Source organism: Thioclava indica (assembly GCF_000714545.1).
In the GTDB taxonomy this organism is placed as follows: Bacteria; Pseudomonadota; Alphaproteobacteria; order Rhodobacterales; family Rhodobacteraceae; genus Thioclava; species Thioclava indica.
Map to the genome: position 1 here is coordinate 37,854 of NZ_AUNB01000013.1, position 24,123 is coordinate 61,976.

General features: G+C 60.8%; 24 protein-coding genes. 6 read left to right on the forward strand and 18 right to left on the reverse strand.

The genetic code is table 11. The features are described 5' to 3' along the window. Window positions 1-25: 25 nt before the first annotated feature. The 4 genes from DT23_RS04725 to DT23_RS04740 form a co-directional block, all read right to left on the reverse strand. Entirely contained in the window at window positions 26-283 is a 258-nt protein-coding gene (locus DT23_RS04725; RefSeq protein ID WP_038128805.1) for a DUF4212 domain-containing protein, read from the reverse strand. Between the two features lie 60 nt (window positions 284-343). Further along, entirely contained in the window at window positions 344-1,018 is a 675-nt protein-coding gene (locus DT23_RS04730) for an adenylate kinase (RefSeq protein ID WP_156023857.1), read from the reverse strand. Between the two features lie 20 nt (window positions 1,019-1,038). Then, complete coding sequence (gene acs / locus DT23_RS04735) at window positions 1,039-3,006, reverse strand: acetate--CoA ligase (protein WP_081846921.1); 1,968 nt, start codon at window positions 3,004-3,006, stop codon at window positions 1,039-1,041. Window positions 3,007-3,341: 335 nt separating this feature from the next. Beyond that, window positions 3,342-4,976: a SulP family inorganic anion transporter gene (locus DT23_RS04740; protein WP_051697044.1), complete on the reverse strand. Its 1,635-nt coding sequence runs from the start codon at window positions 4,974-4,976 to the stop codon at window positions 3,342-3,344. A 79-nt stretch (window positions 4,977-5,055) separates the two neighbouring features. Between DT23_RS04740 and DT23_RS04745 the strand changes: the two genes are divergently transcribed. Beyond that, the gene (locus DT23_RS04745; protein ID WP_038128808.1) at window positions 5,056-5,556 is read left to right on the forward strand and encodes a HugZ family pyridoxamine 5'-phosphate oxidase; all 501 of its coding nucleotides are present in this window, start codon (window positions 5,056-5,058) and stop codon (window positions 5,554-5,556) included. A gap of 56 nt (window positions 5,557-5,612) precedes the next feature. Here the strand turns inward: DT23_RS04745 and DT23_RS04750 are convergent, their stop codons facing one another. Next, on the reverse strand, window positions 5,613-7,904 hold the full coding sequence (locus DT23_RS04750) for a glycosyl hydrolase family 28-related protein (protein ID WP_038128809.1): 2,292 nt from the start codon (window positions 7,902-7,904) through the stop codon (window positions 5,613-5,615). A gap of 269 nt (window positions 7,905-8,173) precedes the next feature. Beyond that, a complete protein-coding gene (locus DT23_RS04755; protein ID WP_038128810.1) occupies window positions 8,174-9,775 on the reverse strand; it encodes a lysine--tRNA ligase in 1,602 nt (533 codons plus the stop codon). Between the two features lie 108 nt (window positions 9,776-9,883). Between DT23_RS04755 and DT23_RS04760 the strand changes: the two genes are divergently transcribed. Beyond that, window positions 9,884-10,306 carry a tellurite resistance TerB family protein gene (locus DT23_RS04760; RefSeq protein ID WP_038128812.1) on the forward strand — a complete coding sequence of 141 codons (423 nt, stop codon included), beginning with the start codon at window positions 9,884-9,886 and terminating at the stop codon, window positions 10,304-10,306. Window positions 10,307-10,375: 69 nt separating this feature from the next. Further along, window positions 10,376-11,260, forward strand: a complete 885-nt coding sequence (locus DT23_RS04765) for a type IV pili methyl-accepting chemotaxis transducer N-terminal domain-containing protein (RefSeq protein ID WP_038128813.1) — start codon at window positions 10,376-10,378, stop codon at window positions 11,258-11,260. Here the strand turns inward: DT23_RS04765 and dacB are convergent, their stop codons facing one another. From dacB to DT23_RS04800, 7 genes are all read right to left on the reverse strand, one after another. After that, window positions 11,261-12,697, reverse strand: coding sequence for a D-alanyl-D-alanine carboxypeptidase/D-alanyl-D-alanine endopeptidase (gene dacB / locus DT23_RS04770; protein WP_038128815.1), 1,437 nt, complete (start codon window positions 12,695-12,697; stop codon window positions 11,261-11,263). Window positions 12,698-12,775: 78 nt separating this feature from the next. Next, window positions 12,776-13,381: a nicotinate-nucleotide adenylyltransferase gene (locus DT23_RS04775; protein WP_051697045.1), complete on the reverse strand. Its 606-nt coding sequence runs from the start codon at window positions 13,379-13,381 to the stop codon at window positions 12,776-12,778. A gap of 79 nt (window positions 13,382-13,460) precedes the next feature. Beyond that, window positions 13,461-14,525 carry a GGDEF domain-containing protein gene (locus tag DT23_RS04780; RefSeq protein WP_156023858.1) on the reverse strand — a complete coding sequence of 355 codons (1,065 nt, stop codon included), beginning with the start codon at window positions 14,523-14,525 and terminating at the stop codon, window positions 13,461-13,463. Between the two features lie 98 nt (window positions 14,526-14,623). Further along, window positions 14,624-15,220 (reverse strand): heme NO-binding domain-containing protein, encoded by a 597-nt coding sequence (locus DT23_RS04785; protein WP_038128819.1) that lies wholly within the window; start codon window positions 15,218-15,220, stop codon window positions 14,624-14,626. A 61-nt stretch (window positions 15,221-15,281) separates the two neighbouring features. Further along, window positions 15,282-17,006, reverse strand: coding sequence for a DUF4153 domain-containing protein (locus DT23_RS04790; RefSeq protein ID WP_051697047.1), 1,725 nt, complete (start codon window positions 17,004-17,006; stop codon window positions 15,282-15,284). Next, window positions 16,999-17,718 carry an HAD family hydrolase gene (locus tag DT23_RS04795; RefSeq protein ID WP_038128821.1) on the reverse strand — a complete coding sequence of 240 codons (720 nt, stop codon included), beginning with the start codon at window positions 17,716-17,718 and terminating at the stop codon, window positions 16,999-17,001. The genes DT23_RS04790 and DT23_RS04795 overlap by 8 nt, the downstream gene beginning before the upstream one ends. A gap of 92 nt (window positions 17,719-17,810) precedes the next feature. Further along, window positions 17,811-18,089 carry a DUF3572 domain-containing protein gene (locus DT23_RS04800; protein ID WP_038128824.1) on the reverse strand — a complete coding sequence of 93 codons (279 nt, stop codon included), beginning with the start codon at window positions 18,087-18,089 and terminating at the stop codon, window positions 17,811-17,813. 97 nt (window positions 18,090-18,186) lie between these two features. Between DT23_RS04800 and DT23_RS04805 the strand changes: the two genes are divergently transcribed. Beyond that, on the forward strand, window positions 18,187-19,581 hold the full coding sequence (locus tag DT23_RS04805) for a diguanylate cyclase (RefSeq protein WP_038128825.1): 1,395 nt from the start codon (window positions 18,187-18,189) through the stop codon (window positions 19,579-19,581). 73 nt (window positions 19,582-19,654) lie between these two features. Here the strand turns inward: DT23_RS04805 and DT23_RS04810 are convergent, their stop codons facing one another. The 4 genes from DT23_RS04810 to DT23_RS18420 all read right to left on the reverse strand — a co-directional run bounded on the left by DT23_RS04810 (window position 19,655) and on the right by DT23_RS18420 (window position 21,949). Further along, window positions 19,655-20,185 carry a periplasmic heavy metal sensor gene (locus tag DT23_RS04810; RefSeq protein WP_038128826.1) on the reverse strand — a complete coding sequence of 177 codons (531 nt, stop codon included), beginning with the start codon at window positions 20,183-20,185 and terminating at the stop codon, window positions 19,655-19,657. Continuing rightward, window positions 20,185-20,604, reverse strand: a complete 420-nt coding sequence (locus DT23_RS18415; RefSeq protein WP_051697048.1) for a hypothetical protein — start codon at window positions 20,602-20,604, stop codon at window positions 20,185-20,187. Before DT23_RS18415 ends, DT23_RS04810 begins: the two co-directional genes overlap by 1 nt. Further along, window positions 20,597-21,181: an RNA polymerase sigma factor gene (locus tag DT23_RS04820; RefSeq protein ID WP_038128827.1), complete on the reverse strand. Its 585-nt coding sequence runs from the start codon at window positions 21,179-21,181 to the stop codon at window positions 20,597-20,599. Before DT23_RS04820 ends, DT23_RS18415 begins: the two co-directional genes overlap by 8 nt. A 96-nt stretch (window positions 21,182-21,277) precedes the next feature. Next, the gene (locus tag DT23_RS18420; protein WP_051697049.1) at window positions 21,278-21,949 is read right to left on the reverse strand and encodes an EF-hand domain-containing protein; all 672 of its coding nucleotides are present in this window, start codon (window positions 21,947-21,949) and stop codon (window positions 21,278-21,280) included. Between the two features lie 199 nt (window positions 21,950-22,148). Here DT23_RS18420 and DT23_RS04830 point away from each other — a divergent pair, with 199 nt between their 5' ends. Together DT23_RS04830 and DT23_RS04835 are read left to right on the forward strand one after the other, a co-directional pair. Further along, window positions 22,149-22,550 carry a DUF983 domain-containing protein gene (locus tag DT23_RS04830; protein WP_156023859.1) on the forward strand — a complete coding sequence of 134 codons (402 nt, stop codon included), beginning with the start codon at window positions 22,149-22,151 and terminating at the stop codon, window positions 22,548-22,550. Then, window positions 22,543-23,247, forward strand: a complete 705-nt coding sequence (locus DT23_RS04835) for an NUDIX hydrolase (protein ID WP_038128829.1) — start codon at window positions 22,543-22,545, stop codon at window positions 23,245-23,247. The genes DT23_RS04830 and DT23_RS04835 overlap by 8 nt, the downstream gene beginning before the upstream one ends. Here DT23_RS04835 and DT23_RS04840 read toward each other — a convergent pair. Further along, the gene (locus DT23_RS04840; RefSeq protein WP_240473543.1) at window positions 23,244-24,119 is read right to left on the reverse strand and encodes a DMT family transporter; all 876 of its coding nucleotides are present in this window, start codon (window positions 24,117-24,119) and stop codon (window positions 23,244-23,246) included. The two genes, DT23_RS04835 and DT23_RS04840, sit on opposite strands and share 4 nt — an antisense overlap. Window positions 24,120-24,123 lie beyond the last annotated feature (4 nt).

Consider the following 24,123-nt stretch of genomic DNA (forward strand, 5'->3'; position numbering starts at 1 on the left):
TCCCTCTAGTCCTCCCTAGATGTTCTTATTCTTCGACGCCGTGCTCGCGATCCAGTTTGTTCATCCGCCATGCGTAGGCAAAGATGAGAACCAGAAACACAAGTGCTGCACCTTGCTGAGCAAACCAGAAGCCCAGATCAGTGCCGCCGATACTGATGCCTGCAAGCATCGGACGCAGCAAAATGCCAAAGCCGAAGGATGCAACAAACCAGATCACCAGAAACAACTGGATGGTCCGGATATTCGCCTTCCAATAGGCGTTGGACGAAGATTTGTCCGCCATGAGCGTAACTCCCTTTGTTTTCTCCAGACGGGCCCGGCATGGGCCCGCCCCTCCCAATAGTCAGGCCGAGACGCGTTGAACGACTGACCCCAAATCCGCAGCGATCTTGTCGATGGAGCCCATCGCGTCGATCTCTTGCAGAACGCCAAGCGCCCGGTAATGGGCGATCAGCGGTGCCGTTTGCGCGTGATAGGCCTCCAACCTGGCACGCGCCGTCTCGGCGTTGTCGTCGGCGCGGCGTTTGAAGTCCGTGCCGCCGCATTTGTCACAAACGCCCGCAACTTCGGGCTGCTTGAATTCGTCGTGATAGCCTTCGCCGCATTTGGCGCAGGTATAGCGGCCCGCAACGCGCGTGATCATCGCCTCGTCATCCACTTCAAGGCTGATTGCGGCGTTCACATTCTGGCCGGTGTGGTGCAGCAGCTTATCAAGATCCGCCGCCTGCCCTGCGGTGCGCGGAAATCCGTCAAGGATGATCCCACGCGCCACATCGGGCTGCGCAAGACGGTCGCGCAGGATGGCCAAAACGATCTCGTCGCTGACCAAGCCGCCCTCCTCCATCACCGCTTTCGCAGCTTTGCCTGCGGGCGTTCCCTCGGCGACCGCTGCACGCAGCAGATCACCGGTGGACAGTTGCACCAAGCCGAACTTGTCTTCGAGCATTCGGGCCTGCGTACCCTTGCCTGCCCCCGGAGGGCCAAGCAGGATCAGCACGGCGCTTTTCGCGTCAGTCATCGCCTCTCCTCCCATAGCCATCACTTGGCGTTCCGGTTTTCGATCAACTCATCTACGACCGACGGATCGGCCAGTGTTGAGGTGTCGCCAAGCGAGCCGAAATCGTTCTCGGCGATCTTGCGCAGGATACGGCGCATGATCTTGCCCGAGCGGGTTTTCGGCAGGCCGGGCGCCCATTGGATGACATCGGGCTTGGCAATCGGTCCGATCTCGGTGCGGACCCATTTTTCAAGCTCTTTGCGCAGCTCGTCGGTGGGTTCGACATCGTTCATCAAGGTGACATAGGCGTAGATGCCCTGACCTTTCAGCTCGTGGGGATAGCCAACGACAGCGGCCTCGGCCACGGCCTGGTGTGCGACCAGCGCGGATTCGACTTCCGCCGTGCCCATCCGGTGCCCCGAGACGTTGATCACGTCATCAACGCGCCCGGTGATCCAGTAGTAGCCATCCTTGTCACGACGGCAGCCGTCCCCGGTGAAGTAATAGCCGCGATACTGGCTGAAATAGGCCTCCTGGAAACGCTCGTGATCGCCCCAAAGCGTGCGCATCTGGCCCGGCCAGCTATCCGAGATACACAGCACGCCCTCGGCCTCGGTCTCATCCTGACGCTGCGCGGTTTGCGCATCCAGAATGACAGGTTTGACGCCAAAGAACGGGCGCGTCGCCGAACCCGGCTTGGTCGGGATCGCGCCGGGCAGCGGGGTCAGCATGTGACCACCGGTTTCGGTCTGCCAGAACGTATCGACGATCGGGCATTTGCCTTTGCCGATATGCTGGTCATACCACGCCCAAGCCTCGGGGTTGATCGGCTCACCAACAGAGCCCAGCAGCTTGATCGAGGACAGATCGTATTTATCGACCCATTCCGTGCCCTGCCCCATCAACGAGCGGATCGCGGTGGGCGCGGTGTAGAACTGGCTGACCTTATGCTTTTCGCACACGGCCCAGAACCGGCCCGCATCAGGATAGGTCGGCACGCCTTCAAACATGATCGTGGTCGCGCCATTGGCGAGCGGGCCATAGACGATATAGCTGTGCCCCGTAACCCAGCCGACATCGGCGGTGCACCAGAACACGTCGCCATCGTGATAGTCGAACGTGTATTGATGCGTCATCGAGGCATAGACCAGATAGCCGCCGGTCGTGTGCACCACGCCCTTGGGTTTGCCCGTCGAGCCAGAGGTATACAGGATGAACAGCGGATCTTCGGCATTCATCGGACGCGGCGGACACTCGGGCGAGACGTTGTCCATCATCGCCTTCACGTCAACGTCGCGGCCCTGAATCCAGGTCGTTTGATCGCCGGTATGCTTGACCACAAGGCAGCGCACCTTATCCGAGCAGTGCAGCAGCGCCGCATCGGCATTGGCCTTGAGTGGCGTGCGACGACCGCCACGCGGGGCGGTGTCTGCGGTGATCACCAGCTTGGCGCCGCAATCGTTGATCCGGTTTGCCAGCGCATCGGGCGAGAAGCCCGCAAACACGATGGAATGGATCGCACCGATCCGCGCACAGGCCAGCATCGCATAGGCGGCTTCGGGGATCATCGGCAGATAGATCACCACGCGGTCGCCGCGCATCACGCCTTGGCTGAGCAACACGTTGGCCATCCGGTTCACCTTTTCGCTAAGCTCGCGATAGGTGATGTGTTGGGCAGGCTCGTTGGGATCGTCGGGCTCAAAGATGATCGCGGTTTGCAGCGGGCGATCCTTGAGATGACGGTCGACGCAGTTCACGGATGCGTTGAGCACACCGTCTTCGAACCATTTGATGTGGACATGGCCATAGGTGAAATCGGTGTTCTTGACCTTGGTGTAGGGCGTGATCCAGTCCAGACGCTTGCCTTCGCGACCCCAGAACGTATCCGGGTCCATGATCGATTCCTGATACATGGCGCGATATTTCGCAGCGTCCGCATGCGCGTTTTCAAAACCCGGCGGGACTTCCTTGATTTCCGGGACTTGTTGAAGTTGTTCCTGAGCAGCCATTGGCGTCCTCCCACAATTTCGTCTCGCGGCCCAAGGCCGCCTCCAGCCCACGACGACGCCGTGAACACTCCTACCCTGCGGCAAGTGTAACCCAAACGTTAAGTTTCATGTAACCCCCTTTGTGCATTAGATTTTTCTGTAAATATTTTGACAGCGTTTGCGCTAACTTTGTAAAGTTAGCAAAATATGTCAAAAATTTGACAAGCTGTTTCAAGCGCTTGGCTGTTGACGTGGCGGAAAATCGCGGGGGTTTGCAAACTGACCGGATAGTCAAGGATCAAACACGCGCGCAAAACCCCGTGAAAGAGGCTGCGCGCGTGATTCGCTGTTTAAGTTTATTTCAAACTGACTTCGACGCCAGCCTGATCCAAACCGAAAGCCGTGAGGGCTTGCGCAATTTCAGGACGCGCATTCACGATTTTCAATGCCCCGCCACGGCGTTGCAACTGTTGCGCGAGCGTTGCGATCATCTTCGCACCCGTTGAGTCAATAAAACTCACCTCGCCGACGTCGATCTCGACCATCCGCGGCCACCGAGCGATACGCGCCAGGATTGTGCCCAGACGCGCGACAGACCCGAAGAAAACCATCCCGTGCAGCCGATAGCGCAGCACGTCGGGGTCTTGCGCCTCGGGGTTATCTGCCGCAGGCGCGCTGCCTTCGCGCAGCTGCGCCAACTCGGCCATGTGGCGAATGAACACCAACCCGCCCAACGCAAAGCCCAACACGATCCCCTCGGCCAGATCGCGGAAGGTCACGACGAGGAAGGTCACCCACAACACCATCGCATCCCCGCGCGACGCCCGCGTCAGCGCCGCAAATTCGTGCCGCTCGATCATGTTCCACGCCACAATTCCCAACAGCCCCGCCAAAGCCGCCAGCGGAATACTGCCCGCCAAAGGAGCGGCGACCATCATCGTGGCCAGCAAAATCGCGGAATGGGCGATACCGGAGATGGGCGAACGCGCGCCCGAACGCACATTCGTCGCCGTGCGCGCAATCGTGCCCGTCACACAAATCCCGCCAAACAGCGCCGAGCCGATATTGGCAATGCCCTGCCCGATCAGCTCCATATCCGAGCGATGCTGCCCGCCGCTCATCCCATCCGCCACCATCGCCGATAGCAGCGATTCAATCGCGCCGAGCAGCGTGAAAGACAGCGCCCAAGGCAGCGCGGCGCTAACCTTGTCCCAGCTCATATCTGGCAGTGCGGGGGCAGGCAGAAAGCGCGGCAATTCGCCAAATTTGCTGGCGATGGTTTCCACCGGCAGGCCCGCCAGCGCGGTGATCAACGTGACCACCGCCACCGCGATCAGCAAAGCAGGCAGTCGTGGGGCGAACCGCTTGAGCGCGACGATCATCGCCATCGTCGCAACCGCCACGCCAATCGCCATCGGGCTGGCCGTGCCACGCGCGTCCCACAGCGCGGCAACCTTGGGCAGGATCGGCCCCGGCTCACCGCCCGGCAATGACAGGCCAAACATGTCCTTGAACTGGCTGGCAAGGATGATCACTCCGATGCCCGTCGTGAACCCCACCGTCACCGGATAGGGCATGAACCGGATGTAACTGCCCAGCCGCAAAAAGCCGAACACCATCATCAACATCCCCGACAGCATGGTCGCCAAGATCAAGCCCTCGACGCCCGATTGCATCACGCAGGCCGCGACCAGCACGATGAACGCCCCCGCAGGACCGCCGATCTGGAACCGCGAGCCGCCAAACGCCGACACCAGCGCGCCGCCCACGATTGAGGTGACCAAGCCGCGTTCCGGCCCCACCCCCGAGGCAATCGCGATTGCCATCGACAGCGGCAGTGCGACGATCGCGACCGTCAGACCGGCGACCAGATCGGCGCGCAACGCTTTGGCGTCGTAGCCCTCGGCCAGTGCAGTGAAGATTTTGGGGCGCAACGGGACACGCGGCATGCCAGAGGCATGCGACTCCCCGGTTTGGGTTGTATCGTTCATGACGGATCGCTAACTGTGGTTATGTGGCGTCACCAAACGCCTCACATCTAGGCTTGTCAAGTATCGCGCCGAGGTCAAATTGCCCCAACCCCCGATCAATCCGATCCGTCCGACCAGTGACGAAGCCCGCGCCCTTGCCCACGGCCTAATCGCGACGGCAACGTTTGGGGCGCTCGCCGTGAACGACGGGACAACCGGCTTTCCCTCCGTGACCCGCATCGCGATTGGCACTGCGCCAAGTGGTGAGATACTGACGTTAGTGTCTGGACTGGCGGCCCATACAGGCGCGCTTTTGACCGATCCGCGCGCCGGGTTACTGCTGGGCGAGCCTAAGGAAAAGGGCGACCCGCTCACCCATCCGCGCCTGTCCCTGCGCGTCATGGCCGATCAGATCACGCGCGACGATTCGCGCTTTGAGATGCTACGCACCCATTGGCTGGAAACCCATCCGAAATCGAAGCTTTATATCGACCTGCCCGATTTTACCTTCTTCGTCCTGCGCCCACAATCGGGCGCGCTGAACGGCGGGTTTGGCCGTGCGTGGCAGTTAGGCGCCAGCGATCTGATGCCGCTTGATTGACAAAAAGGCGCGCGAAGGTTCCCCCCCGCGCGCCGCCCGCCTCAAGCTCACCTCACTCAGATCGGGGTATCCATCCGCAGCACCATCTGCATCCGCCCCCTCGCCGCTTCGGGCCAGTTGATCGTGGCTTGCGTCTTGCTCGCCCCTTGTTCGACAGCAACATACGGCATCGCCTCGACGCGCGAGCCGGACGCGTTGCGCACCATCCCCTCGGCCACCAGCCCCTGACAATTGCGCGCCCAACCGCCAAACGGCAGATAGTCACTCGCATCGACCGTCCAGACCGATTGCGCAGTAGATTGGTTCACCTCCAGCACCACCGGGTTTTGCGTGATGCTATTGATCGCGTTAAACATATTGCCTTCAAACGTGACATTGCGCATCCGCGAGCGATCCAGATCGGCAAATGTCGTATCGACCCGTTCAATCCGGTCGATATTGCCGTTGAGCGATTTAAACACGTTATTCGCCACGCTCAAACCTTGCATGAAATGCCCCGCCCCGTAGGGCTTGATCGACAGCCATGTAAACCAAGGTGCGACATTGATGCACACACAGGTATTGCCCGTCACCGTCAGCCCGCCAAAGCTGTATTCATTGGCGAAACTGGGATCGGCATCGTGTTCATTGGTCCACTCAATCACCGAGTTGTCGATGTAATTGCCCGTCACCGCTGCCTGCACATTGGTCTGGGTAAACACCAGCCCCGCCACACGCACACCCGCCGTTTCCTCATCGCCCTGAAACCAGTGATTGCCCACGATCAAATGGCCCGAGCCGTTCAGAACAAAGGTCGTCCCAAACCGCACAAAACGCGAGTCGCGGATCTTGGAATCATTGGCGTTGACGTTCAGCACGACCGATTTGCGATCCTGCGCGGGCGTCAGCATCTCGTCTGACAAGAACTGACAGCCATCGACCAGCAAATCCTGACAACCCCGCCCAATCGAGGTAATCCCGCGATCCTTGGGCCGCACCACATAAGAGTCGCGGATCTGCGTCATCTGCCCGTCAGGCGCTAGCATCAGGCAGCTCGCCGCACCGTTGCACAGGAACTCGACATTGGCGATGTTAAAGCGGTCCAGCTTATCCATGCCGGAAAAATCCAGCACATATTGATAGCGCGTAAAGGTATAGTTGCGCGTGCCGGACCCGCCATAAAGCGGCTGCGACAGATAGAGCGTCCCCGCCCCGATATTGACCGATTTCACATAGACTTCGCGCCCCACGCCAGAACCGGTGACATGCGCACCCACCGGAATATTGGCGATATTGGCGACATTGATCAGTTGCGTGGATTGCGAGGTGGAATAGGTCGCCTGCGAGGTCACGACCTCGTCGTCCCACGCCGTGCCCTCGATCACGTTGAACTGGCCGTTCTGCAAGATCCGCCGGTTCGAGAAATTCGACAGATCAGGCGCAATCTCGTCAATGCGGATCGGAGCGGTGACTTCGACGCGCCGCCCCTTGAGGTCCAGCACGTTGTGATCGGTATAGCCAAACAACGCCTGCAACGCCTTCTTGAACCCCGCCTCCTCATCGCCGAACGCATCGGCATAGGTCGGGAAATCAAACGACGACAGCAGCGCCAGGTTGGCCGAAACCGGCATTACCAGCGTGCCGACAAACTTGATCGGCGCTTTGATCGAGATCGACGACCCCAGATAATAGCTGCCCTCGGGCACCACGATCATGCGTCCCCCCGCTGCCTGATCGGCCGCGGAAAACGCCGCCGTATCATCGGTGCTGCCATCGCCCACAGCGCCGTAATCGCGCACATCGACCCATTCCATCATCTCGCGCAGGAAGGCGTCGGTCACATCCTCGATCTGGATGTCGTCGATACGCACCACGCCGCCATTGGCACCCGTCAGATCCAGCCCGAAATAACCATCGCTGGGCTGCATCCCCCAAACCATCGCGACGCCCGCCCTGTTGCCCGTGCCGACGATGGCCGAAACCTCGACGACCTCGCCATAGCTCAGCAATGAGACCGACGTGCCAATCTCAACCAGCCCGCTGACATGAGCACCGTTCGAACTCACCGCATAGCCCGCGATGCGCAGCGAGGGCAGATTGCCACTCATCGCCTTCACCCGCGTCGAGATTTTCAGATATGTCCCCGGCAGGATCGGCGTCTTGACCATCGCGCGCAGCTTTTGCGTGCTCTGCGTCTTGAGCAGTTCCAGACAGCCGGAAAAATCCGAATCCGCTGGCACAAAGGCCGCATTGGCCGCGTTCTGATAGGTCGTTGAGCCCGGCGTGCCGTTCTCGCTCGACCATTGATCCAGCCCGTCTTCGAAAGCGGGCGGGGTCAACACCAGCCCATCGGTAATCGCCACGTTCATCAGCAATCCTCTTGTTCCTGTTCCCACCCGCCCGGCACAAGATCTCGGCGTCAGGAGCCACCGCGCGGATCGCTCCGCGCTGTCGGCCATGGCCGCGAAAATCTCGTGCTGGGGATCGACCGGGGCACGCGCCTCGGCCTGACAAGAGCTAGTGGAGAAGGTTAAAGAAGTGCTGAGAGCACCGCGCGCAGGCCCTTGGGAGTCGCGCAAACGCAAACCGCCCGCGCAATCGGCACGGGCGGTTTCGATACTGTTTTGAGGGGCTTGGCTTAGGCCACCAATTCGCCCGCCAAGGCCCGGTCGATCAGCGCAATCGTCTCATCAACTCCGTAAAGCGCGACGAACCCACCAAAACGCGGCCCTTGCGAGGCGCCCAAAAGCACCTCGTAAAGCGCCTTGAACCAATCGCGCAACGGCTCGAACCCGTGATCCTTGCCGACCGCGAAAACGATCGTTTGCAACGCATCTGCCGGGTCTTCGAATTGCTCATGCAGATCGGTTTTTGGCAGCGCGGCAAGACGTGCGCGCAAATCTTCGATGGCGGCGCGCTCAAGATCGCCGGGCAGGCGGAACTGGCGCTCGGGCGCGACAAAATCATTGAAATAGCGCACGGCAAAGCCCGCAGCCTGATCCAGATCGGGGTGGGTTTCGGGCGTCGCCTCGGGCGCGTAGCGCTTGATAAAGCCCCACAGCGCGTCCTTATCGCTCGACCCGGCAACGCTTGCGAGGTTCAGCAGCATCGAGAACGGCACGACCATCTTACTTTCAGGCGGCTGACCGCCATGGATGTGCCAGACCGGATTGTTGACCTGCTTCTCGGCATCCTGATCGGGGAAGGCGCGCAGCTGCTGGTGATATTCGTCCACCGCTTTCGGGATCACATCGAAATGCATCCGCTTGGCGGTTTTCGGCTTGAGATACATGAAATAGCTCAGGGATTCCGTCGACGCGTAGGTCAGCCATTCATCAATCGACAGCCCGTTGCCTTTCGACTTGGAAATCTTCTCACCATTGGAATCCAGGAACAGCTCATAGGTGAAATGCTCTGGCGCACGACCACCCAACACGCGGCAGATCCCGTCATAGATCGGCGTGTTGGTCGAGTGATCCTTGCCATACATCTCGAAATCAACGTCCAGCGCCGCCCAACGCATCCCGAAATCGGGCTTCCATTGCAGCTTCACATTGCCGCCCGTGACCGGCAACGTCCACTCGCGCCCGTCCTCATCATCAAAGGTCACGGTGCCGTCCTTGGCATTGACCTCTTTCATCGGCACATACAAAACGCGCCCCGTTTCGGGATGGATCGGCAGGAAACACGAATAGGTCTGCTGGCGCTCTTCACGCAAAGATTTCAACATGATAGCCATGATATCATCATAGCGCTCTGCCGAGCGGATCAGCATATCGTCGAACTTACCCGATTTGTAATACTCGGTCGCGCTTGCGAATTCATACTCGAACCCGAACGTATCCAGGAACCGGCGCAACATCGCATTGTTATGATCGCCAAAGCTTGGGTATTCTCCGAACGGGTCGGGCACCGAAGTCAGCGGTTCCTGCTCGTGCTTGCGCAGCATGTCCTGGTTGGGCACGTTCGTGGGAACCTTGCGCATCCCGTCCATATCGTCGGAAAAACACAGCAATTTCGTGGGGATATCAGAGATCACCTCAAACGCGCGCCGGATCATCGTGGTGCGCGCGACCTCGCCGAATGTGCCGATATGGGGCAGCCCCGAGGGCCCGTAACCCGTCTCAAACAGCACATAGCCCTTCTCGGGGGCCTTCTTTTCATAACGCTTGAGCAGCCGACGCGCCTCCTCAAAGGGCCAGGCCTTGGAAGTCATCGCAGCGTCACGCAAGCTCGTCATAGCATACCTCATCATGGCGCGCCCATCGCGCCCATTTGCGACCCACCTATTGCGGCGCGGGTGGACAGTCAATATTTTGCACTCTGAACCCCCTGCAGGAGCCACCCCGTGTCCGTCATTCCCGCCTCTCTGTCACCCCAAGACGCCTTGATCGCGGTGATGGTCGCGATTTCCGCCGCAGATGAGGACGTGCCCATGTCCGAACTCATCGCGATCAACCGCACCATCGACCACATGCCGCTCTTTGCCAGCTACGATATCGACCGTGCCGCGCGCGTGTCGAAATCCGTCTATGCGCTGTTTGAAGAAGAAGACGGGCTCGAGGCACTGTTTGGCCTGATCCGCGCGGCGCTGCCCGAACGTCTGTATGAAACCGCCTATGCGCTGGCTTGCGATGTGGCCGCTGCCGATGGCGCAATCCGCCAGACCGAGCTGCGGATGCTAGAGGAAATTCGCGCCGAGCTAGACATAGACCGGCTACATGCGGTCGCCATCGAACGCGGCGCGCGGGCGCGCCACATGACGCTTTGAAACGGCGTTAACCGCGTCGAAACCGGGCTTTGCTATACCTCTCGGCAACGCTGATTGCCCGGGGGTTCGATGCACCTGTTCCGTCTTGTTTTTGCTTTCCTATGCGCGCTCGGCCTCGCCCTGCCCGCGCTTGCGCAAACGCGTAGCGCCGCGGAAATTGCCAAGCTGCGCATGGATATCGCGGGGCGCCAACGCCTGCTCAGCCAGCGAATGACAGCGGCGGCCTGTTTTCTCACCTTTGATATCGACCGCGAACGACAGCTCCGAATTCTAACCGAGTCGCTTGATCTGTTTCGTGTCTCACTCGATCAGCTAGAGTCCGGCGCAGCCACAATGGCGTTGCCCGCCGTCACGACATTTTCCGCGCGCATCGCGCTGCATGAAAGCCGGATCATTTGGGGGCCCTATCGCAACCTCGCGACCCAAATTCGCGATCAGGCGGCGGCTGGCGACAGCGGCAATATCGCACAGCTTGATCAACTCGCGCGCCTTGAGCCTATTTTGCTTAACTCAACCCAGTCCGTCGTAAGCGCGCTCTCCAAGGCGCATCAGACCCAATCGGGCACACGCATCGCAGAAATCGATCTCGCCGGACGCCAACGCATGCTATCGCAAGCCATCGTCAAGGAAAGCTGCCTGCTGACTGTCGCCAAGACCCGCAAGGACAGCTTGGCAAGCCATCTCAACCAAATGCGCCTAAAAACCGAGATATTTGAACGCACAGGCTACGCCCTGCGCACAGGCGCGGTTGGCGACACGCCCGATCCCCCACCCCCCGACACGTTTGAGGCGCTGGTGCAGGCCCATTACGCGTGGAGCGATCTGATCTACCTGCTGGAACCCACCCGCAACGGGGCTGCGCTCCCGGAATTGGCACTTTTCGATGTCGCTCTGGTCTACGAAGACCTGCTGCCCCGCCTTGAAGACGTTGTCTGGACCTATGTGAATGGCTGATCAAGCACCGTAAACGGCGGCCCATCGCTGCAACAACTGGCTTTGCAGGATTTTTGAGCGTTTGACCCAATCACGTTGACCTGCGGGGCGTTCATGCCCACGGGTGCGCCGCCGTTGTGCCAGATCGCTGGTGAAAATCGCAAAGACCAGTTCGGTGCCGTCAGGTGCAGTCATGTAACCCGCCAATGTCGATACAAAATCAAGCGTCCCAGTTTTGGCGTCCACCGCAAAAGGCTGCGTTTTCATCGTCTTGCCGGTTGCATCGCGCAGCTTGAACGGCTTCATCAAGCTGCGTAGCCCCATCGGCACGCCCAGCACCCGCAACGCCGTGACCATATCACCCGCCGCAATGCGCGCATCCGCACGCAAACCCGAATGATCGGTAAATCGCGCCGAGCGTGCGCCCGTGCGCGTGCCCAACCAATTCGCCATCGCCTTACCAGACGCCGCCAGCGAATTGCCCGCACCCAGCCGCGCGCTCGTCGTCAAGCCCACGGCCTCAGCCGTCAGATTGGTTGAATATTTCATCATAGCGCGCAACAGCGGCGATAGCGCGTCGCTCGCCTGCGTCACCAGAACATCGCCGCCGGGCATTCGCGAAATGCTCTCCGGCTTGGGCAGTGGCACCCCTTGGGCGCGCGCAAGCGTTTGAAACACATCGCCCGCATAGGCGGCCGGATCACGCACCGGCAGCCAGCGGCTGCCTCCCCGCCCAAGCGCCTTCGAGGCCACCGTCCATTGCTCAATCCCGCCGCGATCGGAATAGGTAAACAGCGGCTTGGCACGGTTCACGATCGCCGCCTTGGCCGTATAGGCAAGCGGCCGGGCTGTCTTGCCACGCGCATCCATGCTCAGCGCCCAGCCATTGCCCGCGCGCTTCCACTGAAAATGCACGCGGTTATAATTCAGCATTAGCCCCGCAAGCGACGGGTTATAGCCCGCGTAAATCGGCTGATCGTCGGCAATCTCGCGCGTGTAGGGCAGCGCCCCTGACCACGTCAAATACCGCCCCGCCACGCCGCGCACGCCCCGCGCCGCCAGTTGCTTGGCCATTCCGGCAAGATCATCGGTGCCAAGCGTCGGATCGCCACCCCCCGCAAGGATCAGATCACCTTGAATGATGCCGCCCACAATCGGCCCGGTCGCGATCAATCTTGTGCCAAAGCGAAACTGCGACCCTAGGTTTTCCAGCGCATAAAGCGAGGTGATCGCCTTTAGGGCCGATGCCGGGGGCATCGCCTTATTCGCGCCCTGACTTTCAAGCACCTGCCCCGTGCGCAAATCGGCCACGACAAACCCCACATCGCCACTCAGCCCCGAGCCGCGGATCAACGCTGCACTAGGCGCAATCATGGTCTGCGCACGCAGCGCCGGTGGCAGCGCAGCAATCGCGGTGCCAGCAAGAAAGCCGCTTAACAGTTTACGACGTGACAGCATGTTTACGACCCGATTCCCGCGTGATTGCAGATCAGACCCTAGCGCAGCGTCAATTGAAGCTTCAAGCAGGCATGCACATTAACGGCGCGGCCAATCGCCCTGCGCGCGGATCGCACTTGAAGAGAGCGGCGACATCGGAATGTTCACAAAAGACCAAGCCGGGGTTTGCGCATTCGCAAGCGCATGCGAGAACCGCGCAGGCAATTCCGCCTGCGCGTAGATCCGCGCCGCACGCGCCTTGCGCCCGCGCATCCGCCAGCCCGGTCGCGCCAGCACGCCAATGGGGACGCGCTCCATAATGTCGCGCCAGTGATCCCACTTATCGAACTGCACCAGATTATCCGCCCCCATCAGCCAAACAAAACGCACGCCGGGATAGAGAGCTTGCAGATGCGCAAGCGTATCAGCCGTGAACCGCGTGCCCAGCCGCGCCTCAATATCCGTGATCGCAACACGTGGGTCGCGCATAATCTGCTGAGCCTGAGCAATGCGCTGCGCCATTGGCGCTGGCCCTTCGCGCTTAAGCGGATTGCCCGGGCTGATCATCCACCACACTTGATCAAGATCGAAATGGCGCAACGCCTCACGCGTGATAAGCGCATGACCGCGATGGGCTGGATCAAATGATCCACCCAAAATGCCGATGCGCATTCCCGGCCGTGCGATGGGAAACCCTTGTCTCATAGGCTGCCCTTAGCCGATCACGCGCGGCAAACGAAAGAAAAAACTGCGCTGCGCGTTCGGACGCTTGCACGCCGGGCCCCTAGGTCTTTGGCATTTCCAGATCACGATACAAGACACAACACCCGCGCCCGGCATTTTTCGCGGCATAGGTCGCGGTATCGGCGTCAACCAGCATACGCTCAGTCTCGGGGGGCTGATAATCAAGCGACATCACCACGCCAAGTGATCCCGAAACCAAACATTCACGCCCCTCATGCCATTTCGGCTCTTGCAAACGCGCGATGATCCGGTCGCCCAAATGCATCACCTGCTCAGGCGTCATTGCGCCGCGCAACAGAAGCAAGAATTCATCGCCCCCCATGCGTCCGGCAAGGTCACCTGCACGCATTTCCTCGTGAAGGATCCGCGCAACATCAAGCAAAACATAATCGCCCGCGGCATGGCCCAAGGTGTCGTTCACCGATTTGAAATAGTCGAGATCAATCTGGATCAGCGTGAAAGGCGCCCCCCCTTGTGCCGCCCCCGCACTTGCTTGTTCCAGCGCCGCTTCCATCGCGCGGCGATTGGCCAAGGCGGTCAGCGGATCGGTCAAAGCCTGTGTCTCGGCCTGTTTGCGCGCCCCATCAAGGCGCTGGGTAAGCGCGCGCAACTCCTGCATCACCAGCGATTTCGCCTCTTGCAGATAGAGCAACTCCATTGCCAGATCTGCGGGTGCAAAATCCCGCTCTGTCAGGGAAAATGTGGCGACGGCCTCTCGTAGATAAAACCCGAAGCTAAGATTCATCAAGGTGCCATCGCGACCTTGCGGACCAAGAGCAAAAGCCTCACCGCGCAGACCAATCGCGGGTTGCGACAATAAGGTAAGATGCACCATCCGCTCGTTCGCAATTGTAAGCAGCGACGCACCGCAATCGCCCAATCGCTTTGCGCCCCCAACGACTGTGCAATCACAACTTTCTGCGGCACCGCACGGCTCGATTCGATCTTGCAAACGACCAACCCGGAAATGGTCCGAAAAGGGCTGATCAAGCATCGCGTCCCCATCCAGCGCTTTGCGCAAAGTCGGGCCCATGGCACGGATTTTTCCTTGCAGATCGACCCATAAAAACATCGGCAATAGCGCGCCGAGCATACCCTGAGACAACAAGAATTCTTGCTCAGATTTGGCCGGTATCGCGATTTGACCCTGCGAAGCCGTGCGCGCGCCAAGCTGCGATGCGTCAGGTCGTCGATGAAACTCGTTCACATCTCTGCCCCCGCCGCATCTGACAGGTCAAAGGACCGCCCGCTTGCATGAAAGGAATCCAGAAGCTGCACTGCAATCGCCTCTCCCGCCGGACCATCTTCGGTATGTTCATTTAGCTCAATCAGCACCAAGGCGCCGTAATCATCGGCCATCGCGCGCAATACCCCCGCAAACACCGCACCCCAGCCCGGCGGCGCACCAATCACGCTTAGCGTATATCGCCCAACTCCCAAGCCTCGTAATGTCAGCTCAGGCAGCTTGAGATCCTCAAGCGCCAACTGTGTTCTCCCCTGCAACTCATTGAGAGAGCGCAGAAAATCAACGTAATCGCGCCCGCCATAGCGCAGCAAGCGACGCACGGGTTCTCGGGTGCTCAAGTAAGTGCCAAGGTCTTCGAGAAAATCAAAAAGCCGCCGATCCAATGTCTCGCAGGCCACATCCAACAGGCGATCGGTCAGCGCATCCTCATAGCTGAGCATCGGCTCGAACCCCTCGGGGGAAACCCCTGCCTTGCAAGCAACGGCGTACCAAATCCTCTCACCGAAAGTATCGGTCAGAAAATTCTGTATCGAGCGATTCACCAGACCCAGCATGGCACCTCCAAGGGCACCACGCTAAACGCTTGAAGTTAAAAATCCCCCAAGACAGGTGCCATTAGCGCAAACTGGGCACCAGAATTTGCCCCCCTGCCTGCACCCCCGAAATGCCGCTTGGCACGATCTCGAACTGCCCCTTCGCAATCGCTGCAATCACCAAGCCAATCGCGCCATCACCACCGGAAACCGCGCGCATAGCACCGCCATTCACCCATTGACCGTTGCTCAGATAGTAAAACCGCATCGGCGTGTAAGACCCGTCATCGCGCACCATGACGGCCTCATCTCCCGCAAGATCGGGGCGTAGATCGGCCATCACCAAGGCGCAGGTCGGCTTTGCTGATGCACGCGGCGCGCAAAGGTCAGACAGGGGCACGTTGCTCTCCCGCTCGATCACTTGCAAAAGCGCGTTCGGGATCGGAGCGGCACCGGAGGGCTGTGCGATCTGCGCGCGCAAATCGGCCAGACGCGCATCGCTGGACGTGGGCGGCACAACTTCGCCATCCACGCGCACCGACGCCAGCGCCTTGGCAAGCGCCGGATCATTCGCCGCATGCGCGCGCAATGTCGCGATCCCGTCTTGGCCCGGCTTGCCCCAACTCTGCGCCATCGCATAAAGCGGTAAACGCGCAGGCTCGGTCAGGCCGCCCTCATAGCGCGCGATCTGGGATTTTGTGGCAATGGCGTTGGCATTGATCAACGGCGTCAACCACGCCACCGCCAGCGCCAGCAAGCCCAGCGCCATCGCGATATTGACACGGCGCACGCGCGCCATCCAGCCATGCCCGCGCAGCACCGACGCAGCGTAACCGATCCCATAGCCCGCAATCAAAATGATCAACGTCCATTGCGCCACACGCGCAGGCGTCCAGCCAAGCTCGGCCACCGTAAGCCAAGCCGACCACGCGCTTACAGCTGCAAGCACCGGCAAAATCAGCGCCAATCCCAACGTCGAAATCCGCAAGATCGGGGCTGCAACCGCCTCGAAATCTTCGCGCTCCACGGCGACAGACACCAGCGTAATCGCCGCTATCGAAATCACGATCAGGGTCGTCGCATGGGAAAACCCGACAGCATCAATCGCGCCCGCATTCAGCATCAAGCCCAGCAGGAACACGATCACCACGACCATCACCACCGGCAGCAAAAGCCGCAGCAGCCGCAACAAAAGGAAGGGAGAGATCATCTCTTCCAGCTCGGTCACCACCGCCAGACCAAGCCCCAGAACCGCCCCCGAAAGACCCAGCGCCAGCCAATCCAGCCGAAAGAGCTGTCGCAACCAGTCAATGCCAACGCTTTGCAGCAACTGCGAGGACAGATAGAGCAACAGCCACACCAAAGCGAGAAACAGCCAAGCCGCGCCATAGCGCACCACGATGTTCCACGTATGGGTGAACAGCGCAGGGTAATCCGCCCAAGCGCCGCGGCCCTGCTGTGCGATCACCATCGCGAACGGCATCGGCACCGTGGCCAGCACAAACAGCGCCAGCACTCCAAAATCCATCTGCCCCAACAGATCTTGGGCAGGATCAAACGCCCCTGCAGACCACCATCCCAAAACCGTGGTCGGGATCGCGATCAAGACTGCGGCAAACCCCGCCTTGCGCGCGCCAATCTCGCCCAGCATCGCCAGACCGGTTCCGAAAAACACCATGCCCGCGACCGTGATCGCAAAAACACCGCGCAGCCCCAGCGGGCCAGTGACAAGATCGCCCTCTTGCAGCGCCCAATAAAATAGCCCCGCCAAAGCACCGAAAAGGATATGCTGTAAACGACTATGCATTGCAGCCTCCTGAATTGATCCGCGCCAACCATCCCGGCAAGTCGCCGATATTGGCCAGCACAACATCGGCCTCGGGGGCCAGTTCGGCACGCTCGGCCGGACCGGTCAACACCGCCACCGCATACATGCCCGCAGCGCGCGCAGCCCGCAGATCATGCAAACTGTCGCCCACCATGACCACCGTGGCCGGGTCCAGCCCCAACCGATCGGCAAAGGCCAGCAACGGTCGCGGCGTCGGCTTTGCGCCATGCCCGCTATCGTAACCGATAATTGCGTCGAACAGCTCAAGCACGCCGGCCATGCTGGCATGCGCGCGCGCAGTGGCCTCGGCGTCATTGGTGCAAATCCCCAACCGCAAGCCTTGCGCGCGCAGATCGCTCAGGAACGGAGCCAGCGGCACGGGCGCGACCAAAGGCACGTCTCGGGCGGCCTGATCCAACGCGGCAATCAGCTCGGCACGCTCGCGTCCCGGCAAATGTGGCAACAGCAAATCAGCCGCTTGCGCCACCGTGCCTGCAATCACCGGCGAGGCGGGGTCAAACCGCGCCTGCTCATAATCAAAAGAAATCGCATCGGCCATCGCACGTAGATGCCCCGCGTCCCGCGCCAGATCGCCAAGCTGAGCGCGCGCCCACACCCCCCAAGTCGCGTCGAAATCGAATAGGGTTCCGTCCTTGTCAAACAGGATCGCCTGAACTTCCGGTGCGTTCATCGCCTTGCCTCCTCGACCCGCGTTCTGCGCGGGACACGCCATTCCCGACCGTCCTTGGCCCGGTTTGCGCGCAGACTGCCCGCTCTGTCTGCTCAGGTCCAGTGCCGCTGATCGCCACGCCCCAAAACCATGCGTGCGCCGGGCACATCTTCGGGGATGACCTCAAGATCGGCGGCGCAATCGAGCACCCACTGATCATTCAACAAAATATAATCAAGCACACCGCATAAAAAATCAGGATCGCCCGCCTGCGCACGCAGATCATCCTGCGATGCCCCGGTATGGGCGAGAAATCCGTCAATCAACGACTCTTGCGAGACCAGCCAAGCCAGAGCGCGAATTGCAAGCACATGGGCGGTTTCTTGCCGCATATTTGGCCTCTCAAATTTATCCGAAACGCTTTGTTAACTCTTTGCTCTATATCTTAAAGCAACTGGCGAACAGTCTTGGTTTATAGCAGAGGAGCCCATGGCGGGATCCATTCTCATCGTAGATGACGTGTCCACGAATCGTATCGTGCTCAAAGCTATGCTTTCGGGCGCGCGATACACGACATGTCAGGCCGCTTCCGGAGCAGAGGCGCTTGCTCTCACGGCTGTCGAGCAGCCCGGGCTGGTCCTGCTGGATGTCGACCTCCCGGATATGAGCGGGATCGAAGTCATAAAACGGCTGCGCGCCGACCCCACAACGCGGCGTATTCCGGTCGTCGCTGTAACCTCGCATACGACGCCCGAAATGCGCCTGAATTTGTTGCATGCAGGCGCGACCGATATTCTGGCCAAGCCGTTTAACGAATTGCTGATGCTCGCGCGCCTGCGCAGCCTGCTGCGCGAACATGGCACCGATGCGGAATTCGCCCTGCGTGAGGCGACCTGCCGCGAACTCGGTTTCGCCGAGGCGCGCTGCGAATTTAGCCCCCCCGCGCGCATCGCGATGGTTGCCGCGCAGGCTGACACGGCGTTGCGCTGGAAAACCGCGCTCGTGCAACAAATGCCGGGTGACAGGATCGAAGTGATCGGTCAGGAAAACGCTCTGACGCGCGCGACCCGTAACGCCGCGCCCGATATTTTCGTGATTGAGGCGGATCTGGCCCGCCCGGGCGAAGGGCTGCGCCTGATGTCAGAGCTGCGCTCACGCGCCGAGACTCGCAATGCGGTGATCGTGATCGCCACCAGTCCCAGCGCGGTTGAAACGCAGGCGACCGCCCTTGATTTGGGGGCGAATGAACTTGCCAGCACCAATCTTTCGACGCCGTTCATGGCGCAAGAAACCGCGCTGCGCCTGCGCCGCCAGTTGCAGCGCAAACACGCACTCGAACGCCAGCGCGAAACCCTGGATGAAGGGTTACGACTGGCAATGGTCGACCCGCTCACCGGGCTTTACAATCGCCGCTATGCCAGCACCCATCTGACGCGGCTTTCCGAACATGCGCTACGCACCAAGCGGCCCTTCGCGGTGATGTTGCTTGATCTCGACCGGTTCAAATCGGTCAACGACACCTTTGGTCACTCCGTTGGCGATGAGGTGCTGACAGCGGTCGCATCGCGCCTGCGCGGCAACCTGCGCCCTGTCGATCTGATCGCGCGGATCGGTGGTGAGGAATTCTTGGTCGCGATGCCCGACACTTCGTTGCCTGAGGCCCGCGCAGCCGCAGAACGGTTGCGGCGCGTGATCGAAAGCACCCCTATTCCATTGCATGACGGTCGCGGCATTTCGGTGACGATCTCGGTCGGACTGGCCTTGGGGGGCACGACGCGCGACACCCCGCAACAATTGGTCGATCAAGCCGATTCCGCGTTGCTCGGGGCCAAATCCACCGGGCGCAATCAGGTCAACGTGGCAAGGGCTGGCACCGCCGCCTGAGATCACGCGAAACGCCCGGTCGCAAAACCGGGCGTGCGTCGTGAGAGATCACCTCACTCTAAGGAAAGGGGCGTCAATTCGGCGCATCTTGCGCGGACGGTGCGTCCTTGCGATTCCCTTTATCACCGCGATCCTTGCGCTTTTCGAACCGCTTTGCACCGTCACTCAAACGCTGGGCGAATTCTTGACGCTGCGCCGGACTCATCGCGTCAATCCGCTCAAAAATCAGCGTGTCGCCAATTTGCACCCGCTTAGAAATGCGTGACTGATGACGCGCAAATATCTGCTCAACTTCAGTGCGATTCCACGGATCGGCCTCCAGCGCGTTAATCAATGCCGCCATATCCGCGCGCGATTGACGCCGCATATCGCGAAACGCGTTGCCGCGTTTCTGCGCCGCCTCGCGCAGCGCCTCACGGTCCTCTTTGCTCAACGCATTCGTAAACGCCCCAAGCTTCACATCGCCCACGACAGGGCGCGGCGGGTGACGATCATGCCCCAAGATGCCGCCCGCAATCACGCCCACGATCAGCAAATTCAGCGTGACCGACACGATCAGCGCCCAGCGCAACCCACGGCAATTTCCAGACCCGCTCTCGGCCATCAGAACTCTCCATCATCGACAAAGGCGAGCGTCTCGCCCACCGGCAACAGATTAACCGTGCCTAAATTTTCGCTGCTTTGCCAGTAGCTTGACGTCAGCGTTCCCATCTGCTCGGAGCCGATGAAGCCGATCCACACTCCGGCCAAGCCCGCCGTCACCAGCCCGCCCATTGCACCCCAGCCACCAAAGACCGAGCGCAGCGCCTGCATGATCCCCGCCCCGCGCGCACGTCTGGGCGAAAGCGGCGCGGATGCAGGGGCCGCAAAGCCCGCCTGCACCTCCAGCGCATCCTCCATCACCCGCGCCAGAAACGCAGGTTGCGGCTCGCTCACTTCGGCACGGGCCTGCGCCAGTAGCGCTTCAACCATGCCGTCCTCGTGGCGTTCTATTGTCTCGCGACCCAATTTCTTGTCAGTCATCGCCAAACCCCAATTCTTCGCGCTGCCCCGAAAGCAGCTTTGCCAAAGCGCGCTTTGCACGCGCTGTCAGACTTTCTACGGCCTCGACCCCAGTTTCCATCGCTTCAGCGATCTCGGGATTGGATAAACCGTCAATATGTCGCAGCGTCACCGCCAGCCGCTGGCGTTCCGGCAGTTGCGCCAGGGCAGCCTCCAACGCCGCCATCCGATCGCGTTGCATCATGTCTTCCAGCACCGAGGGGCTGTCGTCCGCGACCTCTGGGGCTTCATCAAGACCAACGCCACGCCGCTTGCGCAGCCGATCCGTCGCCAGATTGCTGACGACCCGATAAAGCCAAGTCGAGACCTTGGCCTCACCTGCCCGCCACTCGGGTGCGATTTTCCACAGCCGCAACAGCGCCTCTTGCGCCACGTCTTCGGCCTCGGCGCCATCGCGCAACATGCGCAGCGCCAAACGATAGGCCAGTGGCCCCAACCGAAGCGTCAACGCACGCGCCGCCGCCGGGTCGCCCCCCGCGTACAGCTCTAACAGAGCTTCGTCGGACCTGTCATTCATCGCATCAAGCGCCATATCCATTCCGCCAAACGCCTAGCGCGGATCTTACCCTCGCGCAATCATGGCAAAACGCCGGGAGCGTGTGGACGCTCCCGGCACCCGATCTGCCAAGTCAGATCAGTTATTGCCATCGGGGCCGTTTTGCGCGCCGCGACCGTCACGATCGCCCATCTGGCCGCCTTTGCCCATCTTGCCGTGGCCGCCACGCTCGTGTTTGCCGCCACGCTCATGCTTGCCACCGCGCTCGTGCTTGCCGCCCATACGCTCACGCATCATCTTGCGGGCCGCTTGCATCTCGTCGGGGCTCAGCACGCCGTCATCGTTGCGATCCATGCGCTCAAACATCTGCATGGGCAGCGGGCGTTGCATCAGTTCTGCCGCCGACAATTCTCCGTCACCATTAACATCTTGTGCAGCAAACCGTTGTGCCACGCGCGCCTCGATACGGGCTTTTTCTTTGGCCATCTGGAAATTGACCAGCTCATCCTGCGAGATCATGCCGTCGCCATTGGCATCAAGCGCCTTGGCATCCGCAGCGCGTTTGGCTTGGATCTCTTCAATCGAGATCGAACCATCGCCATTGGTATCAATTTCGGTGATGTCGAAGCCAAAGAACTTGCCATCCTTATTCATCGCGCGCTTGCCAGCCTTGGGCGGGGTTGCGGGCGTTGCAGCTTCTGCCTGATCCGTGGTCGTCGCTTGATCTTGCGCGACGGCGGGCAATGTGAATGCAAGGCTGGTGCCTGCCAGAAGCGCTGCGATGATGGTTTTTCTGCTCATAAGTTTCATTGCTTACTCTCCATTTGGATCTGTTTGGCGGCGTCTTTTTTGCCGTCGATGCAAGACAAACGGGCGATCGGCGCGCTTCCGTCGCCCGATCTCGCGCGCTCACGCATCCGTGATCGACAAGCGAGACTTTCCAAGCGCGTTGATCAGCGCCATACTGTGCCCAGCGGCACTTGGGAAAGTGCAGTGTGGGAGAGTGAGCATGTATAGTGATGATCCGTTTATCGACGACAGGCCGATGGGGCGCGCGATGCTGCGCGGGCTGGCCTGTCGCTGTCCGGCCTGTGGCAAGGGGCGCGTCCTTGAGGGCTATCTGAAAGTGCGCGACACCTGCGCGCATTGTCATGAAGACCTGTCACACCAGCGCGCCGATGATGGCCCGGCCTATCTCACGATTCTGATTGTGGGGCATCTAATGCTGCCGCTGATGGCCGCCGCCTTTATCGCCTACCGCCCCGAGCCGTGGCAGATGATTGCGCTGTTTGGCACGGCCACGGTTGTGCTATCGTTGCTGTTGTTACCGCGCATGAAGGGGCTGATGGTCGCGATCCAGTGGTCGCGCCGGATGCATGGCTTTGGTGAAAGTGAGATCGTGCATGACTGACGCCCCCATCCTGGACAAAAGCGCGCTGCGTGATGCCGCCAGCGTGATCGTGCTACGCCGTGACGCGGGCGCACCTGCGCGTGTCTTAATGGGCCAGCGCGGTTCGGGGGCGGCCTTCATGCCCTCGAAATACGTCTTTCCCGGTGGCGCGGTCGATGCGGGCGACTGGAGCATTCCGCTCGCCGCGTCCCTGCCCGCATCTGATGCCGCGCGTCTTGAAGACGATGCGCCCGTTGGTATCGCGCCTGCGCTGGCGGCGGCGGCTTTGCGTGAATTGTGGGAAGAAACCGGGATGATCCTCGGGCAGAAATCGCCTTGGGCCAGCGATGTGCCCGCCGATTGGCAGGGTTTTGCCGATCTGGGTTTCACCCCTTCGGCCGCCGATCTGCGTTTCGTGTTTCGCGCGATCACCCCGCCGGGCCGTCCGCGCCGCTTTGATGCGCGGTTCTTTTTGGTGGATGCGGGCGCAATTTGTGGCGACCCGGACGATTTCTCGCGCGCCTGCGATGAGCTATCGCATCTGCATTGGGTGCCCCTGACAGAGGCCCGCGCGCTCAATCTGCCCTTCATCACCGAGGTGGTTCTGGCCGAAATCTCGGCGCTTTTGCAGACCGATCACGCGATTTCCACGCCCGCCAGCGTGCCGTTTTTCGACAATCGCGGCCCCGCCTCCGAGTTTCGCCGCATCGCCACCTAGCGCGTCCCCGCCAGCACGACCACCACCAGCGAGCCCACGACCAGCGCGATACCGATGGCTTCGCGGCGATGCAGCCGCTCGTGAAACACCAACACCGAGGCGAGCAGCGTGAACACGATCTCGACCTGCCCCAGCGCGCGCACGAAAGCCGCGTTTTGCAGCGAAAATGCAGTGAACCATCCCGCCGAGCCCAGCACCCCCGCGATCCCCACCCAGATCGTGCTGCGCCAAGCCGACAGCACACGGCGCAGCTCTCCGGGTTCGCGCAACCGCAGATAAATCCCCATGCCGATGCTTTGCGCAAAGGTCGCGCAGGCCAGCGCGACGATGGCGCGGGCGAAAAATTCCAGCGGTTGCAGCTCTAGCGTGGCGCCACGGTAGAAGATCGAGGACAGCCCAAACAGCGCCCCCGCACCGATACCGTAAACCACCGCGCGCAGGTTCAGCCGCGCCGCGCCGGGTTGCTTGGTCAGCAACAGCACACCGACCATCCCGATCAGGATGCCAATCCAGCCGAGCGGCCCCACCCATTCCCCAAGGATAACGGCAGAGAATAGCGCGACCTGCACCGTTTCCGTCTTGGTAAACGCAACACCGACCGCAAAATTGCGCATCGAGAACAGGGCAACCGTCAGAAAGGTCGCCGCCACCTGCGCCGCACCACCCGCCAGAACGAACCCCCAGAACCCAGCGCTCAGATGCGGCCAAGGCGTGGCGGTCATACTCAGGAAGCTGACAGCCACCAGCGCCGCAAGCGGAAAGCCGAACAGGAACCGCGAAAACGTCGCCCCGCCAACTGATAGCCGCGCCCCGGCAAGATGTTTTTGTAACATGAAACGCAGCGTTTGCACGCCCGCCGCAAACAGCGTCACCCAG